This window comes from Paenibacillus aceti (assembly GCF_003614185.1).
Taxonomy (GTDB): domain Bacteria; phylum Bacillota; class Bacilli; order Paenibacillales; family Paenibacillaceae; genus Fontibacillus; species Fontibacillus aceti.
This window is the reverse complement of the sequence record NZ_KZ987724.1, coordinates 5,037,006-5,056,670: the sequence shown is the minus strand read 5'-3', so window position 1 is coordinate 5,056,670 and position 19,665 is coordinate 5,037,006. Positions and strand designations below refer to the sequence as shown.

Here is a 19,665-nt window from a genome sequence, read left to right as displayed (position 1 = left end):
TTACTTATATCGGTCAGATGTCGGACGGAGTATAGTTTAGATAAACAAACAAGGGCTGTCTCAAAAGTCGATCTTCCGACTTGAGAGACGCCCCTTTTGCGTGTCCTAAAATGTGAACATCCCCCTATTCTAGCCGGATTAACGCTAACGGTCATAATTGTCCGCTAGCGTTAATCTGGTGGCATCCTGCCCTTGTAATGGACAATTATGTCCATTACAAGGGCAATAGCCGCGAAAAATTGCATTTTTCGCTTCTAAAGGTCAAAAGTGTCCGTTAGAAGAGCTTAGTTGTTGTTTTCATGCTCTAACGGTCATTTTTGACCGCTTGTCAGTGGAAAATCTGGCTCGTTCTGTTGGTTCTCCTTGCGGGGGCTAGAGAAGGTTCACACTGAGTTTGGGATTGTGACTTTGGCCCACAAAAAAGTTGGACGGAAAACATGACGTTTCTCCGCCCAACTTTTTATTTTTGAGGCTTATTGGACAGCCCCCTTATAGTAAATCCGGTTTATTTCACTAGTTGCACATCATAACCTTTTTCCTTCAGCTGATCGATGACCATGCCCTTCATAACATAGTGGGCGGAGCCGACGACAACGAAGGAAGTTCTTTTCCCATCCTGCTCCAGGACCTCAGCCAGCTTCTTGGCCATATTGGTGTCCCGTTCACCGACCAGGTTGCTGTTGAACTCGCCTTCGGTCAAACCTTGAGTGAGCCATTCGCCAACCGCATCTTTATCGCCTTTCGCCCAATCCAGCTGCATCTGCTTGAAGGCCTTGGCGATTTCCTTGTTCCCATCTCCAAGCAGTTGATCCAGCATTGCATTCAACCCTTCCTCTTGGGCTTCGGGACTGACGGAAGTGAAGACATCGGATTGAAGCTCCACGCTTTCCAGCTCGTGAATCGGTTTACCTGTCAATTTGGCCTTGGTAAGAAAATATTGATCAATTCCGGTTAACGACGCCATGGCGATTTGCTCAGGCTGCTCGAACAGAGCCAATGTAGATAAGTTAGTGGTAACTGCAATTGGCTTGGAGCTATCAAATGTCTGCTCCGGCATTTCCATCTTCGCTAGCACTTTTTGCAGCTTCTCATAAGTTTCTTTTGAGATATGGTCTTGAAGCTTCGTCCCATCTGTATAGCTCATTTGCTCGATAAGGTAGCTCATATCCGAAGATAACGTATCGACCTCTACCCATAGATCATCCGCAGCATCAAATGCATCTCTGACTTTCTTCTCCAACGGATACATCTCAGAGATGCCAAGGTGAATGGAGCCCAGCAGATACATAGTGTTGTCGTTATGGGTTACTTTCCAGAAAACGCCCTTCGCGCCTTGTTCGGCGGTGTCATAGCTAAATTCTACTAATCTGGAAGCAAGCACGGTTGCCTGCTCAACGGTACAAGGACGATCGAGCTCAAGGCCGCTCTTCGTACCTGTCACAATCCCCTTCTGCTGAAGATAGTCCACCGGAGCAACGGAATCAAGTCCGAATGCCTTCGGCAGCTCATAACGAGCTAATAAGCCGTGCAGAGATTGCAGAACTGTATCTCTAGTGATCACTTTGCTATCCACAGCCACCAAGGGCATCGTTGAATCCTTCTTATTGTAACCAAGCTGATCCAGCTTGGCAGCAGTCCCCTCAAGCAACATGCTTAGCTTAGCTTGGTCAATCGGTTGCTGAAAGATACCGTCATAGTACCAACTGATCGGGAATATTCCATATTTCTCTCCCTCATGAAGGGTAGGAACAGACCAATTGCTAATTATCGGTGCCGGGGTCTGGGCTTGGGCTTGCTCTGCCCTTACAGTTAGATCAGTCCCCCCGAAAAGCGCCGTAGCCCCTAGTAGTACAGTTGCCGCTAGGCGGCTCCACTTCCCCCATAGCTTGTTGTTAATCATAGAATATGCCTCCAGTTTTTATTGTGAGTAACCACTATAATTAAGACAAAAAGCGCCGAAATTATATCCAAATGAGATATAACACCTCAAGATACAAATTATCTACCTCTTCATCTGAAGCTATTATAAGAAACAGCCTTTACAGAACTATTCTATTTCCGAACAACCTTGTATCCTTTATCCTCAAGTAACTTAACGATTCCGTGCTCGCCGAGATAGTGGGCTGCGCCGACTACGATGAAATACTCCTCTTTTTTGCCGCTTTTCAGGTATCCATCGATTTTATCAGCCATTTTGATGTTTCTGTCGATCAGCATCGCTTTATTGTATTCTCCGCCCTCGGCAGCTATGCTGTTGGTGAGCTCCAGAAGCTGTTCGTCATTGCCCGTTTTCCACATTTCAGCCATTTTATCTACGGTGTCATCCAGCACGTCAAAGTTGTCCAGGATATCGTTGAGACTCTTCTCCTGCAATTCCTTGGAGAAACCGTTGAACATCCCTAACTGTGATTCATAAGACTCCAGCTCCAGCACAGGAATTTTACGCTCGATAGCTTTCTGGATGAAATACAGATCGATCCCTTCAGCCGCCTTATACCCGGCCTTAACCGATTTCAGACTATTGATCGTGGTCCCCACTACCCAAGGTTTGAATGCATCCAAAGTATCGGGCTTCATGCCGCTCTGTTCCAGAATTTTGCCAACCTTGGCATAAGTCTCGCTGGACACATGATCCTTCAGTGTTGTTCCATCCTGATACATACCCAAATCCATAATCAATTTTTGTTGCGCCTCATCGGCCGCTTTGCTAAGATCAATCTCCACACCGAGATAGTCAGCCTCCGCAAATGCTTCTTCAAGCTCCGAACGCAGCGGGTAGAAGCTGTCATCGGCAATATGCATGGAACCTACTAAATACACTGTATTCCCGTTGTTCTCTACTTCCCACATGAATCCACGGCCGCCATTCGCAGCGGATTCTACCGCTTCGGAAACCAGCAAAACCGTGCGCGTTTTGGCGTCCCAGCGAACCTCATATCCTACAGCATCGCCAACGATCCGAATGGGTGCATAAGTCACGCCATTGATTCGTTTGAGCTTGCCTTTTAGCGTAATTGATTTGCCGTTCACTACCGCATGAATCGTGTCATCGGACGCCTCCGTAAGCTTTGCATCCATTGCTTGAAGCGTTGTTCTCAAGGGGACATATGTCGTCCCTCTATCGATGATCGGCTCGCCTCCAGTGTATTGAACGACTTGATCATTTACCTTGACTCCCGTCTGCTGCGGGGCGGCCATGGCAGGCGCTGCCGTAGCTATAAGTCCCACCGAGATAATAGTTGATAAGAGCACTCGTTTCCAGTTTTTCATGTTTAATTCTCCCTAGTCTAGATTTTTATTAGCTTTGAGCCTTCTGCTAAATCTTGTAAGCCTTCATCGCTTTACGCAGTTCCTTGAACGTAGGGCGCTTGCCATAGAGCAGCACGCCTGTGCGGTAGATCTTCGCAGACAGCCAGCCAAAAACATAGATAGAAATGAGCAGCACTACAATAGAAATGATAATCTCCCAGCTCTTCGGCGTCCCAATCCCCATCCGCACGATCATCGTAATCGGTGAGAAGAACGGGACGTAGTTACTTACTTTCATTAAAATCGAATCCGGCGCACTCATGCTGAAGCTTCCGATATAGAAAGCAGCCAGCGAGAGCATCGTAATCGGCATAACTGCTTGACCCAACTCCTCCGTCCGGCTCACCAGCGAACCGACAGCAGCGAACAAAGTCGCATACAGGAAGTAACCCAGGATGAAGTATACGAGACCAAGGATCAGTACCGCTGGGTCCATTTGTGAGAAATCCAGGGAATATCCCTTCAAGGATTCCTGATTGTATGGCAGCGACAGGTTGATGACCACAACTCCGACGAAAATGAAGATCTGCAATAGGCCGATCAGGAACATCCCGATAATTTTACCGAACATTTGGGTCAACGGAGATGTGCTCGTAATCAGAATTTCCATAATCCGCGAGCTCTTCTCAGCGGTTACCTCAGCAGCGATCATATTGCCCGTCATCATAATCGTCATGAACAAAAGAATAATAAGGGCGTACATCACAGCGAAGTCCACTGGCGAGAAGTCGTTATCGTCCTTACTGGCTTCAGCCCCGTCCTGCGCGGACAGTTTTTGTACATTTATGGCCACTGGAGCGTTCAATTCAGCCACTTGGGCATCGGTCAGCGAGCCTTTGGTGATAAATTCCGTCTTCACACTTTGCAGCGCGGCCTGTAGTTCAGTCTGAACTTCGCCTTTGATGCTGTCTTTTTTAGAGATATAATCCACTTCCGGGAAACTCTCTTCATTCGCCTTCACGAACTGGAGATAACCCGCGATCTTCCCGGACTCCAGATCCTTAGCCAATTGCCCGTCCGTCTGCTCATACTTGGTCAGCTTCAAGCCGGATACAGCTAGCTTGCCATGATGCTTCTCAAGCGAGTTCGCAAGCTCAGGGTAATCGGAATAGACGAGTCCGATACTCACCGGGCCGCTCTCCTGACCCGAGAATTTATCGATGAAATACGGAACATGAATGCCGATCGTCAATAGCAGCGCCAATACCAGAGTTGTTATCAGAAAAGATTTCGTCTTGACTTTATTCTTAAACGTAAAGCCGATCACGTTACTAAGCTTATTCATGGACCTCACCAACCTCTCTAATGAAGATTTGATTCAATGTCGGCTCCTTAATCTCGAAATGCTCCACTTCACTCTCATCCATCGCCTTGCGCAGGATCGATTTCGCCACTGCGACATCGGAAATCCGGATCGAATAGCCCCGTTCCTTCCGTTCCACCCGTTCAACGCCGTCCAGCAGCTCCAGGCCATTCACTTCACCCGTCGTATAGAGAAGAATCTCCTCACGCGGATAACGCTTCTTAATGTCCCGCAGATTACCCTGCAGCACCGTATTGGAGCGATCGAGAATCGTAATGTTCCGGCATAATTCTTCCACATGCTCCATCCGGTGGGTGGAGAACAGAATGCTGGTACCTTCGTCGCGCAGTTCTTTTACCGTCGCTTTAAGCAGTTCTACGTTCACAGGGTCCAGGCCACTAAAGGCTTCGTCCAGAATCAAAATCTTCGGTTTATGCACAACAGCAGCGATGAAGCCCATTTTCTGCTGATTCCCCTTGGATAGTTCCTCGATACGCTTATCGTAATACTCCGGAACCTCGAACCGATCCAGCCAGTAGCGCAAGCTTTTCTCAGCCTCGGCTTCCGTCATCCCACGCAATTTGGCCAAATATTTAATTTGATCGGAGACCTTCACTTTAGGATATAATCCGCGCTCCTCCGGCAGATATCCCATGCCCCCCTGCAATTCCTTACTGAAGGGCTTCCCATGATACAGAATCCGGCCATCATCAGGATAGATCAAGCCGAGCACCATCCGCATCGTCGTCGTCTTACCCGCCCCGTTGGCACCGAGCAGACCGTAAATTTCTCCAGCTTCTACCTGTAATGAGATTTCATTAACCGCGGTTTTCTCACCGAATTGCTTCATAACCTTGTCAAGCATTAAAGGTGTTACCATCTTTCGTTATCCCCCACTTCAATGAAAATTTGATAATCTATGTGAAAAACATATGAGCGTGCATCAGCTATACTAACAACTCCTCAGGCTCATATCCTTTGATCCACAGCCGCAAGATCTCTTCCAGCTCAAGGGAATGGGATTTCATAATCTGCATCCCTGTGGCCGTCAGGTATTGATTCCACTGTGCGTTATCCCGCACGATGATCCGCATCAAATGCGGTCCGTCCGGCTCACATTTGACTACTTCCTTGACCTGACTCAGTCCCTCCAGCGCCCCTTGGACCCACAGTTCCTTCCAGGTACCGTAGAGCGAATCCTTCTCCACCATGCCAAGAACCCGGCCTTCATCCACCAGTACGATGTAATCTGCTAATCTCTTAACCTCATCTACGATATGAGTCGATAATATAATCGTCACATCTTCATTCTCCATATAAGCCTGCAGCTCGTCGATCATATCACCCCAAGCGAATGGGTCCAGTCCTGAGGACGGCTCGTCAAGCAGCATCAGTCTCGGTCTGGCTGCCAGCACAGTGGAAATTTCAAGCTTACGCCTCTCCCCTTTGGACATCCGGTTAAGCCGTTCGTTACGCGGAACGTGAAACTGCTCTATCAGCCCGTTGAACCTTGCCTCATCCCAGCTTGGGCACCAATGCGCGCGGAACTTGGCGATAGCATCCGCCGTCATCCCGTTCTCTTCTGCAATCGGCCCCTCGGGCACATAGCCAATACTCTGTCTTAATTCCAGAGGCAGCTCGCCGCTGAACGACTCGCCATACCAGTGGATCTCCCCTCGATCCGGCTTAATCGTACGCATCATCATGCTTAGCATCGTGCTTTTCCCGGAGCCATTGGACCCGACCAGGGCGATGATGTAGCCTTGCGGGATTTTAAGGTCAATCGGTCCGATCGAATGTCTGCGCCTATGCTTCACTGCTCCTTTGAATTCAATCGCCATGCCTTCCGTCACTCTCTGTCCCTCCCGCTTTTCTTATCGTATTTCTGCTTTAATATTTTTAGAAAAAGCTGCTTCAGCTCTTCTTCTCCATACTGTACGGAAATGCCGGTATCGACCGCCGTCTCAACTGCTGTCTGAACGACCGTTCTCCGATACTCATCCCGCTCTCCGGTTCCGACCTTGGCGACAAAGGTGCCCGTTCCCTGCTTGGTTCTTAATAGCCCTTCATTCTCTAGATCCTGATATACCCGTCTGATCGTTATGACACTGCAGCTAAGGCTTGCGGCAAGTTCACGGATAGACGGCAGCAGCGTCCCTTCTTCGATCTGCCCGCTGACTATTAAAGATTTAAGCTGTGTTTCAATCTGATAGTACAAAGGCTCTGCGCTCTGATCATCAATTTGAATCGGAATCCACACCTTTCCCTTCACCTCCGCTCTCTATATCGCTGCTCATCCATCAGATCAAATCACGATCATTCAACTTCCGCACGGTTAAGATCCCCATCAAGTACAGCATCACAAATCCTATTAGGAGAGAGCCCCACATCAGCGGAGACAGCAGCGAATATCGAACAGAAAGATCGATCGTATATCTCACCAGACTGCCATTGAAGATAGAGATGGCTACAGACACGACTACCGTGCCAAGCATCAGAATCATACTTAACCAAAAATACACCTTGCCTTTTTTCAAAAGTTCCATATATATGTAGAGTCCATTAATGCACAGGGTGTATCCGAGCCAAGTGACGGCAAAAGCTATAAATTGAACAATCCCCATATTCATATCTAATTTCCATATCCAATGAATCAAGAAAATCGTTCCAAAAAAGATAAAGCCATTAAAAATGGTCGATGTAATCAGCTGCAAATGCCTGCTCTTCATAATCGTCCTGCTCGGAATCGGCAGGATGCGATAATACCACAACATCTGCGTATATGAATTCTCCCTTAAGTAACTGAAGGAGCGGCGTGAGAAGTAGAATCCGACGATTGGCATCAACACCAGCATCAGGCAATCGGCCAGCGGATGAAATACTCCCTCGTCCCTGGAGACAGAATACAGCATCGTGCTGAACATCACGCCGAAATATAGCATGAACATCACGTTCCAGAGCAAATAAAATCGGTCTACACATAAATCTCTTTTAAAAATAACCCAGGCATCCTTCCAACCCTTCAACTCCATCACCCTTCCTATCTCTCTCCTATGTAACCAAGCATTTATTAATCTGTGACTCTATTTATGCTGCAGACATTTTATGTTCACTGTTTATAATCACTGTGCTTACTGTTTATATCTTTATACACAGTATATACTGTGCTTATTTCGTCGTCAACCTATATATTCCAATTATTTTGGGAATCCAGTTGCTCCCACTTCTAAGGAAACTACAGAGCGCTATTTACTCGAAAACAGGGACAATTTGCATCTAAGGAAACACCATATCGCTATTTGAGCTAAAACGAGGCTTGAGGCAGCTATTGAGGCAATATAACGATACCACGTTTCGTTAGCCGCACGTTAGAGTAAGCTACAATTCACTGTTGATGCCCAGGTTCCGCCAAAGCCTGCAAATATGCAGGAATTCCGCAATGATAGCGGCGCATACCAAAAAAGCCAACCCTACTCAGGTTGGCTTTCGCACATTACGCTCTAATCTATGCCAGATCAAGCGCCCAATATAACTTCCCATACCGGCTTCGTATGTCCGCCTGGGTACATGATGTACAGCAGCACATACACCGCTACTCCGGTAATTGCTGTGAAGAACCAGATGACCGACGTCGTGCGGCCCCATTTGCGATGCTTGGCATACTTCTCCTTGAACCCGAGCACCAATGTCGTAATCCCGAATACTGCAGCCACGGTAGCGAGAACGATATGGAAGACTAGGAAGATATGGTAGTACACCTTCAGATTATCCGGTCCTCCCCATGAAGTGTTGCCGATAAATACCGTTCGTGACATATAAACGATAAAAAATAGCAATGCCGCGACAGCTGCCGCAATCATCGTCTTCTTGTGTGCTCCGCGCTTCCCCTTAATAATCAAGGCCCAGCCGATAGCAACCAGTACGGCGCTAATAACGATGAACGTTGTACTGATCGTCGGAAATAATGTGAAAACGTCCATGACTATCCATCCTCCTGCTTTCATTCCACTTATATTTGCTTCAGCTCACTTGAGGAAGCATAGGTCTCCTTCAGGATTTCCTCGTCATCCTCTCCACGATTCTCTTGTCTGTACCAATGATAGAACACAAAAGCCAGCATCGAAGCGAAGATAATCTCCTGAATGAACTTCATTAGAATCCCGCCCACCTGCTGATCGACCACCGGCTCCAGATAGCCGAAGAACTCCGGACCTCCGAACTGGGTCAGCAGCATCGATGTATCGCCCGGGATGCAATACCCCATCGCTCTAGACCACACGATCGGATCGCTATAGGTCGCATACATCGGGTCCTTAGCGAACATAATTAATCCGCACGCCGGGGTGAGCAGCACCATATTGAGAAAAATAAAACCGACTTTCTTGACACCCTTCCCTGCCGACATATCCGGCAAAGGATTGACTAATGTCCACCACATCAGCGCTGCCGCGATGAACAAGACGATATAATACAAGCGATGCACGCCAAAATGAAGCATGACGTAATCGTGAACAACGGGAATATGATAGAAAGAGAATAAACCGTTGAACACAAGCGCCGCCACAACGGGATGAATCAGAAATTTGAGTCTGCGCAGCGGACTCCTGCGGAGCAAAGCCACCATCGCTCTCCACACCCAGGTCGGGATGCCGAGCATCAATAGCGGAGGTGCCAGCAAGTACGAGAGCGCCATACTGATCATATGAAAGCTGAACATAATATGACCGAGCAGTTCAACCGGCCCGCCTTGAGCCATATAGAGTAATGCAAGTCCTAACAGGAATAACAGCTTCCGATTGAGGGACACCTTCTCTCCTTGCCCATACTTGTCACTAAGCGGCCCCGTCAAGATGAAATAACCCGCCACAGTAAGCAGGACAAGCGACAACACCACCGGGCTCCACACCTGTGTAAATGTAAAATATTCTAACCCTAGCACATGAACCCCTCCTTCCCGGAGACTTCGATTCTGACTATATGATGAACATTTACTTTAACAAGCCTGTCGTCCAGGCGATCCTCATTTCCATTTCCTATGTATGACATATATCATACTCCCTTTAATATTTATACATAAAAAGAGGGCTTGGAATCAAGCCCTCTCCTATATTTCCTACCACCACATCCAGTATAGTGCGGCGATAATTGACAAACTTGCCACAAAGAATCCGCCAGCCATGAACAAAATCGGGATCATATGCCCCTTATCCTTAAGATGCATCCAGTAACCGAGCTGCACGAGCACCTGAAGCACGGCCATGACCAGCAGCAGCATTACAGTAAAAGCGATATTGACTCCGCCCGCTAATACCGAAGCGAAGGCAATCATCGTCAGAACGATGGAAAAAATAAAAGCGATGACGTGCTTCTGCGGTCCTTCCTGGCGGTGCCGTCGCTTAATCGTGGTGCCGCTATCCGAATCTTGAATCGTCATGCCATCATACCACCTTTCCAAGCAGGTATACTACGGTGAAGATGAATACCCACACGACGTCGATAAAATGCCAATACATCGCTGATACGTAAATCTTCGGAGCGGTAACTACGTTCAGCCCTTTTTTGAATAGCTGTCCGATCAGGATCGAAATCCACAGGATTCCGAACAAGACGTGCGCTCCGTGAAAACCCACTAGCGTATAGAAAGCGGAACTGAATGCACTTGTCGTCATGCTGTAATTTTCATGTACCATATACTCGTAGAACTCATAAATCTCTAGCACCAGAAATGCGAGTCCCAGCAAGACGGTAATTCCGAGCCATCGGGCGAGAACATTGCGATCACCGCGATGCATCGCCTGTACAGCGAATACACTCGTCAAGCTGCTTACTAGCAGGATTAAAGTGGTAACACCAATCATCGGCAGACTGAATAATTCACTGGCCGACGGGCCATCTGCCACCTGATTCCGAAGCGTAAGGAAGGTTGCGAACAGCGTGCCGAACAATACAGCTTCTCCGCCCAGGAAGAGCCAGAAGCCAATCACTTTATTGCGGCCTTCTTGCGTAGCCTTCTCCAGTTCATGAGGAAGGACACCGGAAGCTTGCTCTGGGTGAGGTGTCGTCATGCCTTTACCCCCTTCTCATTCAATTCAGATGGTTCGATATGCCAGCCGTGATCATCATAGAGCGAACGCACCAGCATACTTCCGAGCGTAATCGCAAGGCCGAGGCCTGTAACAATATAATTATTAAAAATAAAGTTCATGAAGCTATTCCCGAAATCATCGCTCGTGAACATAAACCCGAGACCGGCGATGAACAGTCCGACCGACATGATGAACGGTAGAATCGTCGGCGACGGCATATGGATCGAACCGACCGGCTCAGCCGGGGTCATCTCCTTATTGCCCGCCATCTTCTCTTTCCAGAAAGCATCCAGCCCACGAACGAGCGGAATTTGCTTGAAGTTATATTCCGGCGGAGGCGAAGAGATCGTCCACTCCAGCGTACGCCCATCTTCCCACGGATCATTCGCGACACCCTTCGGCTTGCGCGCAGTAATTCCGATATTGATCAGGAGTACAATAACCCCGACGCCCATAAGGAAGGCACCGATCGTACTGATCAGGTTCATCAGATCAAAGCCCTGGTTCGGCAAATAGGTAAATACGCGGCGCTGCATGCCGATCAATCCAAGGAAATGCTGAACGAAGAAAGTCATTTGGAAACCGATAATAAAGGTCCAGAATTCCAGCTTGCCCAGCTTCTCGTTAAGCAACCGTCCGAACATCTTCGGCCACCAATAGTGAAGCCCTGCGAACAAGCCCAAGACGAGCCCTCCCACGATAACATAGTGGAAGTGAGCGACGACGAAGTAAGTATCATGATATTGATAGTCCGCCGGGGCCGAAGCCAGCATGACGCCGGTGACACCGCCCATAACGAAGGTTGGAATAAATCCAACGGCGAACAGGTTCGCCGTGGTAAAGCGAATCTGACCGCCCCACATCGTAAACAGCCAGTTGAAGATCTTGATCCCGGTCGGAACGGCAATTAGCATCGTCGCAATCGAGAACAACGCGTTGGCCACCGGCCCAAGTCCGGTGGTGAACATATGGTGAGCCCAGACCATGAAGCCGAGGAAGGCGATCAGGATCGTGGCGAATACCATCGAGCTGTAACCGAACAGACGCTTGCGCGAGAATGTACTCACGACCTCGGATATGATACCGAAAGCCGGCAGAATCAGAATATATACTTCGGGATGTCCGAAGATCCAGAAGATATGCTGCCATAGCACCGGGTTACCGCCAGCACCGACATCGAAGAAATTCGCTCCCAGGATGCGGTCAAAGGTCAGCAGTACGAGACCTACGGTTACCGCCGGGAAGGCGAACAGGATCATCGCTGAGGTGACGAACGTCGTCCAGGTGAACAGTGGCATCCGCATATACGTCATCCCCGGCGCACGCATCGTAATGATGGTGGCGAGGAAGTTGATCCCCCCGATCAATGTACCGAGACCGGCGATCTGCAGGCCGATGGTGTAGAAATCAACGCCGTGCGTCAAGCTATAGGTCGTCGAAGACAGTGGAGTATATGCGGTCCAGCCCACATCCGGAGCGCCGCCTATAAACCAGCTAAGATTGAGCAGCAAGCCACCGAACAGAAAGGTCCAGAAGCCGAGTGAGTTAAGGAACGGGAACGCTACGTCGCGCGCACCGATCTGCAGCGGAATCACCGCATTCATCAACGCGAAGATGACTGGCATAACCCCGAGGAAAATCATCGTCGTCCCGTGCATCGTAATCAATTCATTGAACTGCTGCGCCGTCACAAAGTTATTCATCGGTTTGTAGAGCTGTATCCGGATCAGCAGCGCTTCTATCCCACCTATTCCAAAGAAGAAAGCACCTGCGATCAAATACAGAACAGCGATTTTCTTGTGATCGACTGTAGTTAACCAGTCCATCAATCCCTTGTACCGCTTAACAGAATGAGCGTGAGCCAAGGTTTGTACCCCCTTTAAGTTCCTTTGCCTTAGAATTGCCGTTCATGCCTGAAGAGGCGCTAGATCAATAAGATAATTTATAATCCGCCAGATACTGGGCGATCGCTTCGATCTGATCATCCGTCAGTCCCAAGTCTTCCTTAGGCGAAGGCATCGTATTGCCCGGCTTCACGGCTTGCGGGTCCTTCATCCATTCGACCAGATTGTCCTTGATCGGCTTCCTGTCATCTCCAGGTTTGCCGACCCCCTCTTCATTCAGCAAAATACTGGCGATCGTCTCCCTACTTCCAATCCCGGTCAGGTTCGGCGCTATAGGTCCGCCTTGATCGCCGACCGCATGACAAGTCAGGCACTGATTCCTGAATACTTCGGCAACGGCAGGGTCCTCAGGTAGTACAGCCGGAGCCTTCATCTCCTCGATCCACTTATTAAATGATTCCTCACTGACCGCCTTCACCTTGAATTCCATAAATGCGTGAGACGGTCCGCAGAGCTCAGCGCATTTCCCCAGGTATACGCCTTCCTTGCTCGCTTCGATCCAGGCCTTGTTCACCGTTCCGTCCGTATTCGTATCCGTCTTACCAGCAAGAGCAGGTACCCAGAAGGAGTGGAGCACGTCAGCCGTTCTTAATTTCAGAGCAATCTTCTTGCCAGCTGGAATAATCATGTCCTGGGCTGTCGTCACCCCGTAATCCGGATAGCTGAATTCCCACCAGAACAAATGGGAGGTTACATCGACTCTTACCGCATTCTTATCCTGAGAGTAATCCTCCCCGAAGGCGAATACCTTCTGAACCGTGGCAATCCCCAGGATCAATACCAGTAATAGAGGTATGGCCGTCCAGATAATCTCCAGCTTCAGGCTCCCTTCCACTTGCTTAGGGATACCGTTCTGTCCCGGCTTACGACGATATCTGATGATGACATAGGCGGCGATGCCAAAGACGACGATCATAACGCCGACCATGATAGAAATCGCCAGCTTAATCAGACCGAGCTGCCCCTCCGCAACCGGCCCTTGCGGCCTAAGTGCAGACAGATCCTCCCGGCCACATCCGGAGAGCAAGAGCGAAATACCGAAGAACAGGGGAATAAGCCGTTTTAAAGCCTTTCCAGGTTTCATCATTTGATCTACCCCACTTTACGTTTTCTCCCAATATGTACAAGTACAAAGATGTTGCATTTCTAGCAAATAAGTCCTAATACCTAGCACAACCACATACCATTGTCAATTATAACAATCACCTATTAAATATATGATTGAACCCATCTTTTGTCAATGAATCGGGGGTAGTTCACAAAATGTTCAAAATTTATAAAATACGCATTGTATCAATGTTTGTCAACGTTTACAGGCGACGGAACGAACCGGATCAACTTGTTCCCAGCAAGCTACAACACACCCATTAACCGCTCTGATACAATTTCGACATATTTGACATTTCATTTAACATTGTTTGAAAATTGTATTAAAAAAGAGAGCTTTCGCTCTCTTTTCGCAAATTCCAGCAATTCTTATTTCGTTAAAATAACTGGCCCATCTTCCAGAACTGCCAAAGTATGTTCAAAGTGGGCTCCCAAGGTACCATCCGCCGAGCGGATCGTCCAGCCATCATCATCCCATAGTACCGCCCCGCTATCGCCGAGCGTAAATATCGGCTCGATCGTGAACACCATGCCGGTCTTGATGATCATTCCACTATGCGGCCGACCGAAATTCGGCACATCCGGCGCTTCATGCATCTTACGTCCGATCCCGTGTCCGATCAGCGCTTTCACGATCCCCATTCCAGCCTTATCGGCACAGCGTCCAACTGCGTATCCGATATCCCCGATCCGGTTCCCTGGTACCGCCTGCTCGATCCCCGCATAGAGAGCCTGCTCAGTTACCTTCATCAGCCGCTTCGCCTCTTCGCTTATCGCTCCAACCGGGAATGTCCAGGCCGAATCAGCCAGCCAGCCCTTCTTATTCACAACCAGATCGATCGTGAGAATATCGCCCTCCTTCAGCTTGGTATGGTTCGGGAACCCGTGGCATACCACCTCATTCACCGAAGCACAGGTAGCAAAGGGGAAGCCCCGATACCCTTTCTGCTCCGGCGTAGCCCCCCTCTCGGCGAGATATTTCTCCACAAAAGCATCGATCTCCATAGTCGTAATTCCAGGAGCGATCAATTCAGCAGCTTTCGCACGACAATCAGCGAGAATCTCCCCTGCCTCCCTGATCTTTGCAATTTCCTCCTTCGATTTCAAGCTCACCTTCACACCAAGGCACTTCCTTTCTGCCGAATAAATTCGAAATATTTTAAATATGAAGCTGTACAAGCCAGCCATAGAAAACACTACTTTTACATTACGTTCCCCGTCCCATTGACGGAAACCAGATAATAAGTGCAAATATACAGCTATATTGATAGCTTATGCCCTCTATAGAGGATTTAACTGTATTTATACATCTATTCGCACAGATTTTCTCTAAATTGAGGCGTCTATCGGAAAATAGTTGTATTTACACAGTTATTTTCTAGTTTCACTTCCTGTTCCCAGAAATAAGTGTATTTCAGCAGCTATCGCTCAATAAAGGATGAAGTGGAGATCCAACTCCCCCCTGGAATAGAAGAAAAAAACGCCCCGGCTATTATCCGCCAGGACGATTATATTCAGGAATTCCTGATTAAAAGCCATATAACTTCCCCTGATATGTAATATCAGGATACCGACGAATCCAATTTATCCAACTCATTCTCAACAATAAGAGTTAGTTCTTCCTCATAGCCCCCCATTATCCGATACTTCTTGACATATTCCTTCACAAACTTTTTCGGATCCTTTGGTTTGAATATTCGGGTCATCTCCCGCAAGCTTTCCTTCACTTCATTATGACCTTTTGTAGCCATACTAATTCCCTCCCAGAACGCTTGAAATAAATGCCCCGATCTTGAGAACTCTGAAAGCACGGTTGTAAAATCATGAAGTTAAATCAGAAATTTGCTCCCACCTTTTCGTTTGACACTATGATTAGTGTGCCCCAAAGAGACTCTCGTTAGATCAAGAACAGTGGAAAAGCGTCTTGCAGTATCCGTTAGCATTACGCGGTGCAATGATTTGGAAAAAACCTCCTATCTATTCTATTGTAACATATTCAGCTTCATGTTTCAGCTTTCTTCCAAATACCTATTTTTATGAATCATTCATTTATTTAACAAATACAGGTTAATATAAAAGTAAGTTCAAGTTAGAATATACTTAACCCCAGCAAATGATTAACTTGCCAATCTTGGATCGGAGGAAATAATCCATGAGCACAAGAATGCCTAAAATCATCATCCTCTTTGCCAGCTATGGCGACGGGCATTATCGCGCCTCCAAAGCTATTGAAGCCTGCTTGCAGGCCAAAGGAGTCGATGAGGTCGTCCTGCTTGACCTGATGGCCAAATCCCATCCTTTATTGAATGAATTCACCAAATTCGTATATATGCGCAGCTATAAATCACTATCTTCGGTATACGGCTGGCTATATAACTCCACTAAGGAATTACAGCCTGGAGACCCTCTTCATTCCTTGCTCCATTCTCTCGGCGTACGCAAGCTGCAGCAGATCATCGACCAGTTCGAGCCCGACATCGTCATCCATACCTTCCCACAGCTTACCATGCCCAGATTGCTCAAAAGAACCGGAAAATCTATCCCTTTGTTCAATGTCATCACCGATTTCGATTTGCACGGCCGCTGGATTCATCCCGATGTTGACCGCTACTATGTCGCTACCGAAGAGTTGAAGCAGCAGATTGAGTCGCGCGGTATCCCAGCAGCGCATATTCAGGTTACGGGTATTCCGATCCAGCCTGCCTTCTCCGAGACTGAGCTTGAGCTGACCACCGCACCTCCTCAGCAGGCGCCTCACCCGCTGGCAAGGCTAGAACAGCTCCATCCCGGGAAGCGCACCGTTCTGCTGATGAGCGGCGCCGCTGGCGTAATGCAGGACAATATTCATATTTGCGAACGACTCCTGCAGGAGGAGAACATACAGGTCATTGCCGTCTGCGGCCGTAACTCAGCATTGTATAACGGGCTAAGAGCGGCCCTGGGCGACCATCCGGATTTATATTTATATGGCTATGTCAACGATATTGCCACCCTGATGAAAGCCAGCGACTGCATCATTACCAAGCCCGGCGGACTTACCCTGGCTGAAGCGCTGGAATGTCGGCTGCCGATGTTCCTGTACCGTCCGGTGCCCGGGCAAGAGCGTAATAATGCGAAATACCTGCAAGAAAAGGGCATTGCCCGCACTGCGTATGACTATAAGCAGCTCACCGAGCAGGTCATAACTCTATTGGACGATGAGGCGAAGCTGGGCGAGATCCGGAGTAAAATAAATGAGCTCCGCAGGCCTAAGGCCGCGGAGCTCATCGTTAACGATATATTAGATTATTGGCAGAATACAGCTGCCCGGCAGGAGGAATATTCGTTCAATTTGTAATAGTCACCCGAACCAGGTTCTGTCCACCCAAGGCTCGTCATACATTTTACAGACAGGGATAGTCAAGACGGAAGCAGCCCACGAAGCTGATCACCCTCTCCGCTTCACTCCCTGCAAGCTCTTGGGAAAGAAGGTGCCTATTCTATGTCCCCGTTCAAATCGTCCACTGGACTCTACGAGAACATAGCTGGTTTTCTCTGCTACTTATTCGCCTTTGTCGGCGGCGTCATCTTCCTGGTCGTCGAACGCAGAAGCAGGTTCGTGCTCTTCCATGCCCTGCAATCAGTCATGCTGTTCGCCGGACTGATGATCGCCCACGCCGTGACCGGATTTATACCGTTCATCGGGCTCGTAGTCAATCTGCTTCTAACACTGCTCGGCGTCTTCCTGTGGATCATTCTGATGTTCACCGCGCTGCAAGGGAAATGGCTCAAGCTCCCCTGGATCGGCGAGCTCGCAGAGCGGCAGTTGAACCGGATGTAGACCCCGTTCTAGAGTTAAACGTCCTGGTCTGTTTCGGCAGCAGCCGTTCTCGGCTTATGCCCATTCAGCCCATTAAACAGCAGATTCATAATAATCGCGGTGACACTGCCGGCTACGATGCCGTTATCAACCAGAATGCGCAGCCATGAAGGCAGGCTCTCGAAGAGACCCGGCACTACGCTCACGCCAAGGCCCATGCCGACGGAGCAAGCGATAATCAACAGGTTCTCGTGGCGGTTCAGGTCCACTTGATCCCCCAGCATACGGATACCGGAGGAGAGTACCATCCCGAACAAGGCGATCATCGCCCCGCCCAGAACAGAGCTCGGTACAAGCTGCGTCAGTGCCGCGATCTTCGGCACGAAGCCGATCAGGATCAAGAGGCCGCCGGCTACGACGATGACATCCCGCGTTTTTACTCGGCTCATCTGGATCAATCCGACGTTCTGCGAATAGGTGGTATAAGGGAAGGAATTAAAAATACCGCCGAGCATGATCGCCAGACCTTCAGCCCGATAGCCTCTGGTCAGATCCTCTGAGTTGATGTCCTTGTCCACGATTTTGCCCAGGGCCATGAAGACGCCTGTCGATTCAGCAACACTGACGATCGCCACCAGAATCATGGTCAGAATCGCCGATACGTGAAAGGTTGGACGCCCGAAATAGAAAGGCTGCACCATATGGAACCAGCTCGCTTCCATCAGAGGCGTATAGTTAATCTCACCGACCAAGCCGGCGGTCACAGTACCGGCAATCAAGCCCACCAGCACGGAAATGGAACGCAGGAACCCGCTTGTAAACCGATTCAGCAGAATAATAAAGATGAATACACCAAAGCCGAGGGCCAGATTAAGCGGGCTGCCGAAATCCGGGCTTGCTGCATCCCCACCGCCAAGGTCGGTCAGAGCGACCGGGATCAAGGTGACCCCGATGATCGTAACGACCGAGCCGGTAACGACCGGAGGGAAGAAGGCGATCAGCTTGCCGAATAGGCCGGAGAACAGGAACACGAATAAGCCTGAGGCTATAATCGCACCATAGATGGCGGATACGCCCAAGCCTTCCGTCTGTCCAATCGCGATCATTGGCGATACAGCCTGGAAGGCGCAGCCCAGCATCACCGGTAATCCGATGCCGAAGATGCGATTGCCCCAGACCTGCAGCAAGGTCGCTACACCACAAGCCAGCAAATCAATACAGATCAGATAAGTTAATTGTTCATGATTAAAATCAAGCGCCCCGCCTACAATTAACGGTACAAGAACCGCTCCGGCGTACATAGCCAATACATGCTGAATACCCAAAGAAAACGTCTTGAAAGGATGTCTGTTCCTTTGAAAAATGCGTTCGTGGTGTTGTTCCATGATTTTAACTAGTTCCTCCCCAGGCTTGCCTTATTAAGTATATATTGCTTCAATAACAGGCCGCATCGCAGCCTTTATGCAAAAGTAACTGTCCCGTTCTCAAGCGATGCTATACGCACCAAAGAATCGAGGCGATATCCCGCTTCCTGCAGCAGCTTGGCTCCAGGCTGGAATGATTTCTCGATCACAATTCCGATCCCGACTACACTAGCTCCCGCCTGCTCAACCACACGCGCCAGACCAAAAGCCGCTTCACCATTCGCGAGGAAATCGTCGATAATCAGTACGCGATCCTCATTGCTCAGGAATTTCTTGGACACTGTAATCTCATTCGTCTCTTGCTTCGTAAAGGAATACACCTTCTCCACCAGGATGTCATCTCTCAAGGTCAAGGATTTATTCTTGCGGGCGAAGATCATCGGAACATCCAGCTCAAGCGCCGTCATAATCGCCGGCGCAATACCTGATGATTCAATCGTCAGCACCTTCGTAATCTTCTCACCTTGATACAGACGGGCAAACTCAGCCCCTACTTCCCTCATCAGCACCGGGTCCATCTGATGATTCAGGAAGGAGTCCACCTTCAGCACCTGATTACTTAATACGATACCCTCATTCATCACTTTCTCTCTTAGCAGCTTCATAGAACTTGTCCCCCTCATATGTGTGAAATAATAAAAAAGAGAGCCCACTCCCCTACAGGAAAGTGAACCCACGAAGAAAATGCTCTGACACCGAAAAGAATTTTGCACAGAGCCTCGCCCTCTGAACA

General features: G+C 48.8%; 19 protein-coding genes. 2 read left to right on the top strand and 17 right to left on the bottom strand.

Features of this window, described 5'->3' with window-relative positions; translation table 11 throughout:
* Nucleotides 1-505 precede the first annotated feature (505 nt).
* The 15 genes from BFJ94_RS22635 to BFJ94_RS22565 form a co-directional block, all read right to left on the bottom strand.
* Nucleotides 506-1,900 carry a TraB/GumN family protein gene (locus tag BFJ94_RS22635; protein ID WP_120464669.1) on the bottom strand — a complete coding sequence of 465 codons (1,395 nt, stop codon included), beginning with the start codon at nt 1,898-1,900 and terminating at the stop codon, nt 506-508.
* 152 nt (nt 1,901-2,052) lie between these two features.
* Nucleotides 2,053-3,270: a TraB/GumN family protein gene (locus BFJ94_RS22630; protein WP_120464668.1), complete on the bottom strand. Its 1,218-nt coding sequence runs from the start codon at nt 3,268-3,270 to the stop codon at nt 2,053-2,055.
* 46 nt (nt 3,271-3,316) lie between these two features.
* On the bottom strand, nt 3,317-4,594 hold the full coding sequence (locus BFJ94_RS22625) for an ABC transporter permease (RefSeq protein ID WP_120464667.1): 1,278 nt from the start codon (nt 4,592-4,594) through the stop codon (nt 3,317-3,319).
* The gene (locus BFJ94_RS22620) at nt 4,587-5,492 is read right to left on the bottom strand and encodes an ABC transporter ATP-binding protein (RefSeq protein ID WP_120464666.1); all 906 of its coding nucleotides are present in this window, start codon (nt 5,490-5,492) and stop codon (nt 4,587-4,589) included. The genes BFJ94_RS22625 and BFJ94_RS22620 overlap by 8 nt, the downstream gene beginning before the upstream one ends.
* 67 nt (nt 5,493-5,559) lie before the next feature.
* The gene (locus BFJ94_RS22615) at nt 5,560-6,465 is read right to left on the bottom strand and encodes an ATP-binding cassette domain-containing protein (RefSeq protein ID WP_229716991.1); all 906 of its coding nucleotides are present in this window, start codon (nt 6,463-6,465) and stop codon (nt 5,560-5,562) included.
* Nucleotides 6,462-6,872, bottom strand: coding sequence for a GntR family transcriptional regulator (locus BFJ94_RS22610; protein ID WP_120464665.1), 411 nt, complete (start codon nt 6,870-6,872; stop codon nt 6,462-6,464). The genes BFJ94_RS22615 and BFJ94_RS22610 overlap by 4 nt, the downstream gene beginning before the upstream one ends.
* A gap of 40 nt (nt 6,873-6,912) precedes the next feature.
* A complete protein-coding gene (locus BFJ94_RS22605) occupies nt 6,913-7,647 on the bottom strand; it encodes a hypothetical protein (protein WP_162944377.1) in 735 nt (244 codons plus the stop codon).
* Between the two features lie 480 nt (nt 7,648-8,127).
* The gene (locus BFJ94_RS22600; RefSeq protein WP_120464663.1) at nt 8,128-8,592 is read right to left on the bottom strand and encodes a DUF420 domain-containing protein; all 465 of its coding nucleotides are present in this window, start codon (nt 8,590-8,592) and stop codon (nt 8,128-8,130) included.
* A gap of 29 nt (nt 8,593-8,621) precedes the next feature.
* Entirely contained in the window at nt 8,622-9,551 is a 930-nt protein-coding gene (gene ctaG, locus BFJ94_RS22595) for a cytochrome c oxidase assembly factor CtaG (RefSeq protein ID WP_120464662.1), read from the bottom strand.
* Nucleotides 9,552-9,725: 174 nt separating this feature from the next.
* Nucleotides 9,726-10,046 carry a cytochrome C oxidase subunit IV family protein gene (locus tag BFJ94_RS22590; protein ID WP_120464661.1) on the bottom strand — a complete coding sequence of 107 codons (321 nt, stop codon included), beginning with the start codon at nt 10,044-10,046 and terminating at the stop codon, nt 9,726-9,728.
* Between the two features lie 4 nt (nt 10,047-10,050).
* Nucleotides 10,051-10,677: a cytochrome (ubi)quinol oxidase subunit III gene (locus tag BFJ94_RS22585; protein ID WP_120464660.1), complete on the bottom strand. Its 627-nt coding sequence runs from the start codon at nt 10,675-10,677 to the stop codon at nt 10,051-10,053.
* The gene (ctaD, locus tag BFJ94_RS22580; RefSeq protein ID WP_120465371.1) at nt 10,674-12,524 is read right to left on the bottom strand and encodes a cytochrome c oxidase subunit I; all 1,851 of its coding nucleotides are present in this window, start codon (nt 12,522-12,524) and stop codon (nt 10,674-10,676) included. The genes BFJ94_RS22585 and ctaD overlap by 4 nt, the downstream gene beginning before the upstream one ends.
* Nucleotides 12,525-12,627: 103 nt before the next feature.
* Entirely contained in the window at nt 12,628-13,689 is a 1,062-nt protein-coding gene (gene coxB, locus BFJ94_RS22575) for a cytochrome c oxidase subunit II (RefSeq protein WP_120464659.1), read from the bottom strand.
* Nucleotides 13,690-14,078: 389 nt separating this feature from the next.
* Entirely contained in the window at nt 14,079-14,828 is a 750-nt protein-coding gene (gene map / locus BFJ94_RS22570) for a type I methionyl aminopeptidase (protein WP_229716990.1), read from the bottom strand.
* A gap of 443 nt (nt 14,829-15,271) precedes the next feature.
* Nucleotides 15,272-15,460 (bottom strand): hypothetical protein, encoded by a 189-nt coding sequence (locus BFJ94_RS22565; RefSeq protein WP_120464657.1) that lies wholly within the window; start codon nt 15,458-15,460, stop codon nt 15,272-15,274.
* A 401-nt stretch (nt 15,461-15,861) separates the two neighbouring features.
* Here BFJ94_RS22565 and BFJ94_RS22560 point away from each other — a divergent pair, with 401 nt between their 5' ends.
* Both BFJ94_RS22560 and BFJ94_RS22555 read left to right on the top strand, forming a co-directional pair.
* Nucleotides 15,862-17,046 carry an MGDG synthase family glycosyltransferase gene (locus BFJ94_RS22560; RefSeq protein WP_120464656.1) on the top strand — a complete coding sequence of 395 codons (1,185 nt, stop codon included), beginning with the start codon at nt 15,862-15,864 and terminating at the stop codon, nt 17,044-17,046.
* A gap of 144 nt (nt 17,047-17,190) precedes the next feature.
* Nucleotides 17,191-17,529 carry a DUF4870 domain-containing protein gene (locus BFJ94_RS22555; RefSeq protein ID WP_120464655.1) on the top strand — a complete coding sequence of 113 codons (339 nt, stop codon included), beginning with the start codon at nt 17,191-17,193 and terminating at the stop codon, nt 17,527-17,529.
* A gap of 14 nt (nt 17,530-17,543) precedes the next feature.
* Here BFJ94_RS22555 and BFJ94_RS22550 read toward each other — a convergent pair whose 3' ends face one another.
* Both BFJ94_RS22550 and BFJ94_RS22545 read right to left on the bottom strand, forming a co-directional pair.
* The gene (locus tag BFJ94_RS22550; protein ID WP_120464654.1) at nt 17,544-18,893 is read right to left on the bottom strand and encodes a nucleobase:cation symporter-2 family protein; all 1,350 of its coding nucleotides are present in this window, start codon (nt 18,891-18,893) and stop codon (nt 17,544-17,546) included.
* Nucleotides 18,894-18,967: 74 nt separating this feature from the next.
* Nucleotides 18,968-19,537 (bottom strand): xanthine phosphoribosyltransferase, encoded by a 570-nt coding sequence (locus BFJ94_RS22545; protein ID WP_120464653.1) that lies wholly within the window; start codon nt 19,535-19,537, stop codon nt 18,968-18,970.
* Between the last annotated feature and the right edge of the window lie 128 nt (nt 19,538-19,665).

What these genes read in the sequence shown, in the direction of transcription:
- BFJ94_RS22560 (WP_120464656.1), top strand. Translation starts at nt 15,862, where the DNA reads ATGAGCACAAGAATGCCTAAAATCATCATCCTCTTTGCCAGCTATGGC.
- BFJ94_RS22550 (WP_120464654.1), bottom strand. Translation starts at nt 18,893, where the DNA reads ATGGAACAACACCACGAACGCATTTTTCAAAGGAACAGACATCCTTTC.
- BFJ94_RS22545 (WP_120464653.1), bottom strand. Translation starts at nt 19,537, where the DNA reads ATGAAGCTGCTAAGAGAGAAAGTGATGAATGAGGGTATCGTATTAAGT.
- BFJ94_RS22625 (WP_120464667.1), bottom strand. Translation starts at nt 4,594, where the DNA reads ATGAATAAGCTTAGTAACGTGATCGGCTTTACGTTTAAGAATAAAGTC.
- BFJ94_RS22620 (WP_120464666.1), bottom strand. Translation starts at nt 5,492, where the DNA reads ATGGTAACACCTTTAATGCTTGACAAGGTTATGAAGCAATTCGGTGAG.
- BFJ94_RS22585 (WP_120464660.1), bottom strand. Translation starts at nt 10,677, where the DNA reads ATGACGACACCTCACCCAGAGCAAGCTTCCGGTGTCCTTCCTCATGAA.
- BFJ94_RS22555 (WP_120464655.1), top strand. Translation starts at nt 17,191, where the DNA reads ATGTCCCCGTTCAAATCGTCCACTGGACTCTACGAGAACATAGCTGGT.
- coxB (WP_120464659.1), bottom strand. Translation starts at nt 13,689, where the DNA reads ATGATGAAACCTGGAAAGGCTTTAAAACGGCTTATTCCCCTGTTCTTC.
- ctaD (WP_120465371.1), bottom strand. Translation starts at nt 12,524, where the DNA reads ATGGACTGGTTAACTACAGTCGATCACAAGAAAATCGCTGTTCTGTAT.
- BFJ94_RS22630 (WP_120464668.1), bottom strand. Translation starts at nt 3,270, where the DNA reads ATGAAAAACTGGAAACGAGTGCTCTTATCAACTATTATCTCGGTGGGA.
- BFJ94_RS22600 (WP_120464663.1), bottom strand. Translation starts at nt 8,592, where the DNA reads ATGGACGTTTTCACATTATTTCCGACGATCAGTACAACGTTCATCGTT.
- BFJ94_RS22565 (WP_120464657.1), bottom strand. Translation starts at nt 15,460, where the DNA reads ATGGCTACAAAAGGTCATAATGAAGTGAAGGAAAGCTTGCGGGAGATG.
- BFJ94_RS22590 (WP_120464661.1), bottom strand. Translation starts at nt 10,046, where the DNA reads ATGACGATTCAAGATTCGGATAGCGGCACCACGATTAAGCGACGGCAC.
- BFJ94_RS22635 (WP_120464669.1), bottom strand. Translation starts at nt 1,900, where the DNA reads ATGATTAACAACAAGCTATGGGGGAAGTGGAGCCGCCTAGCGGCAACT.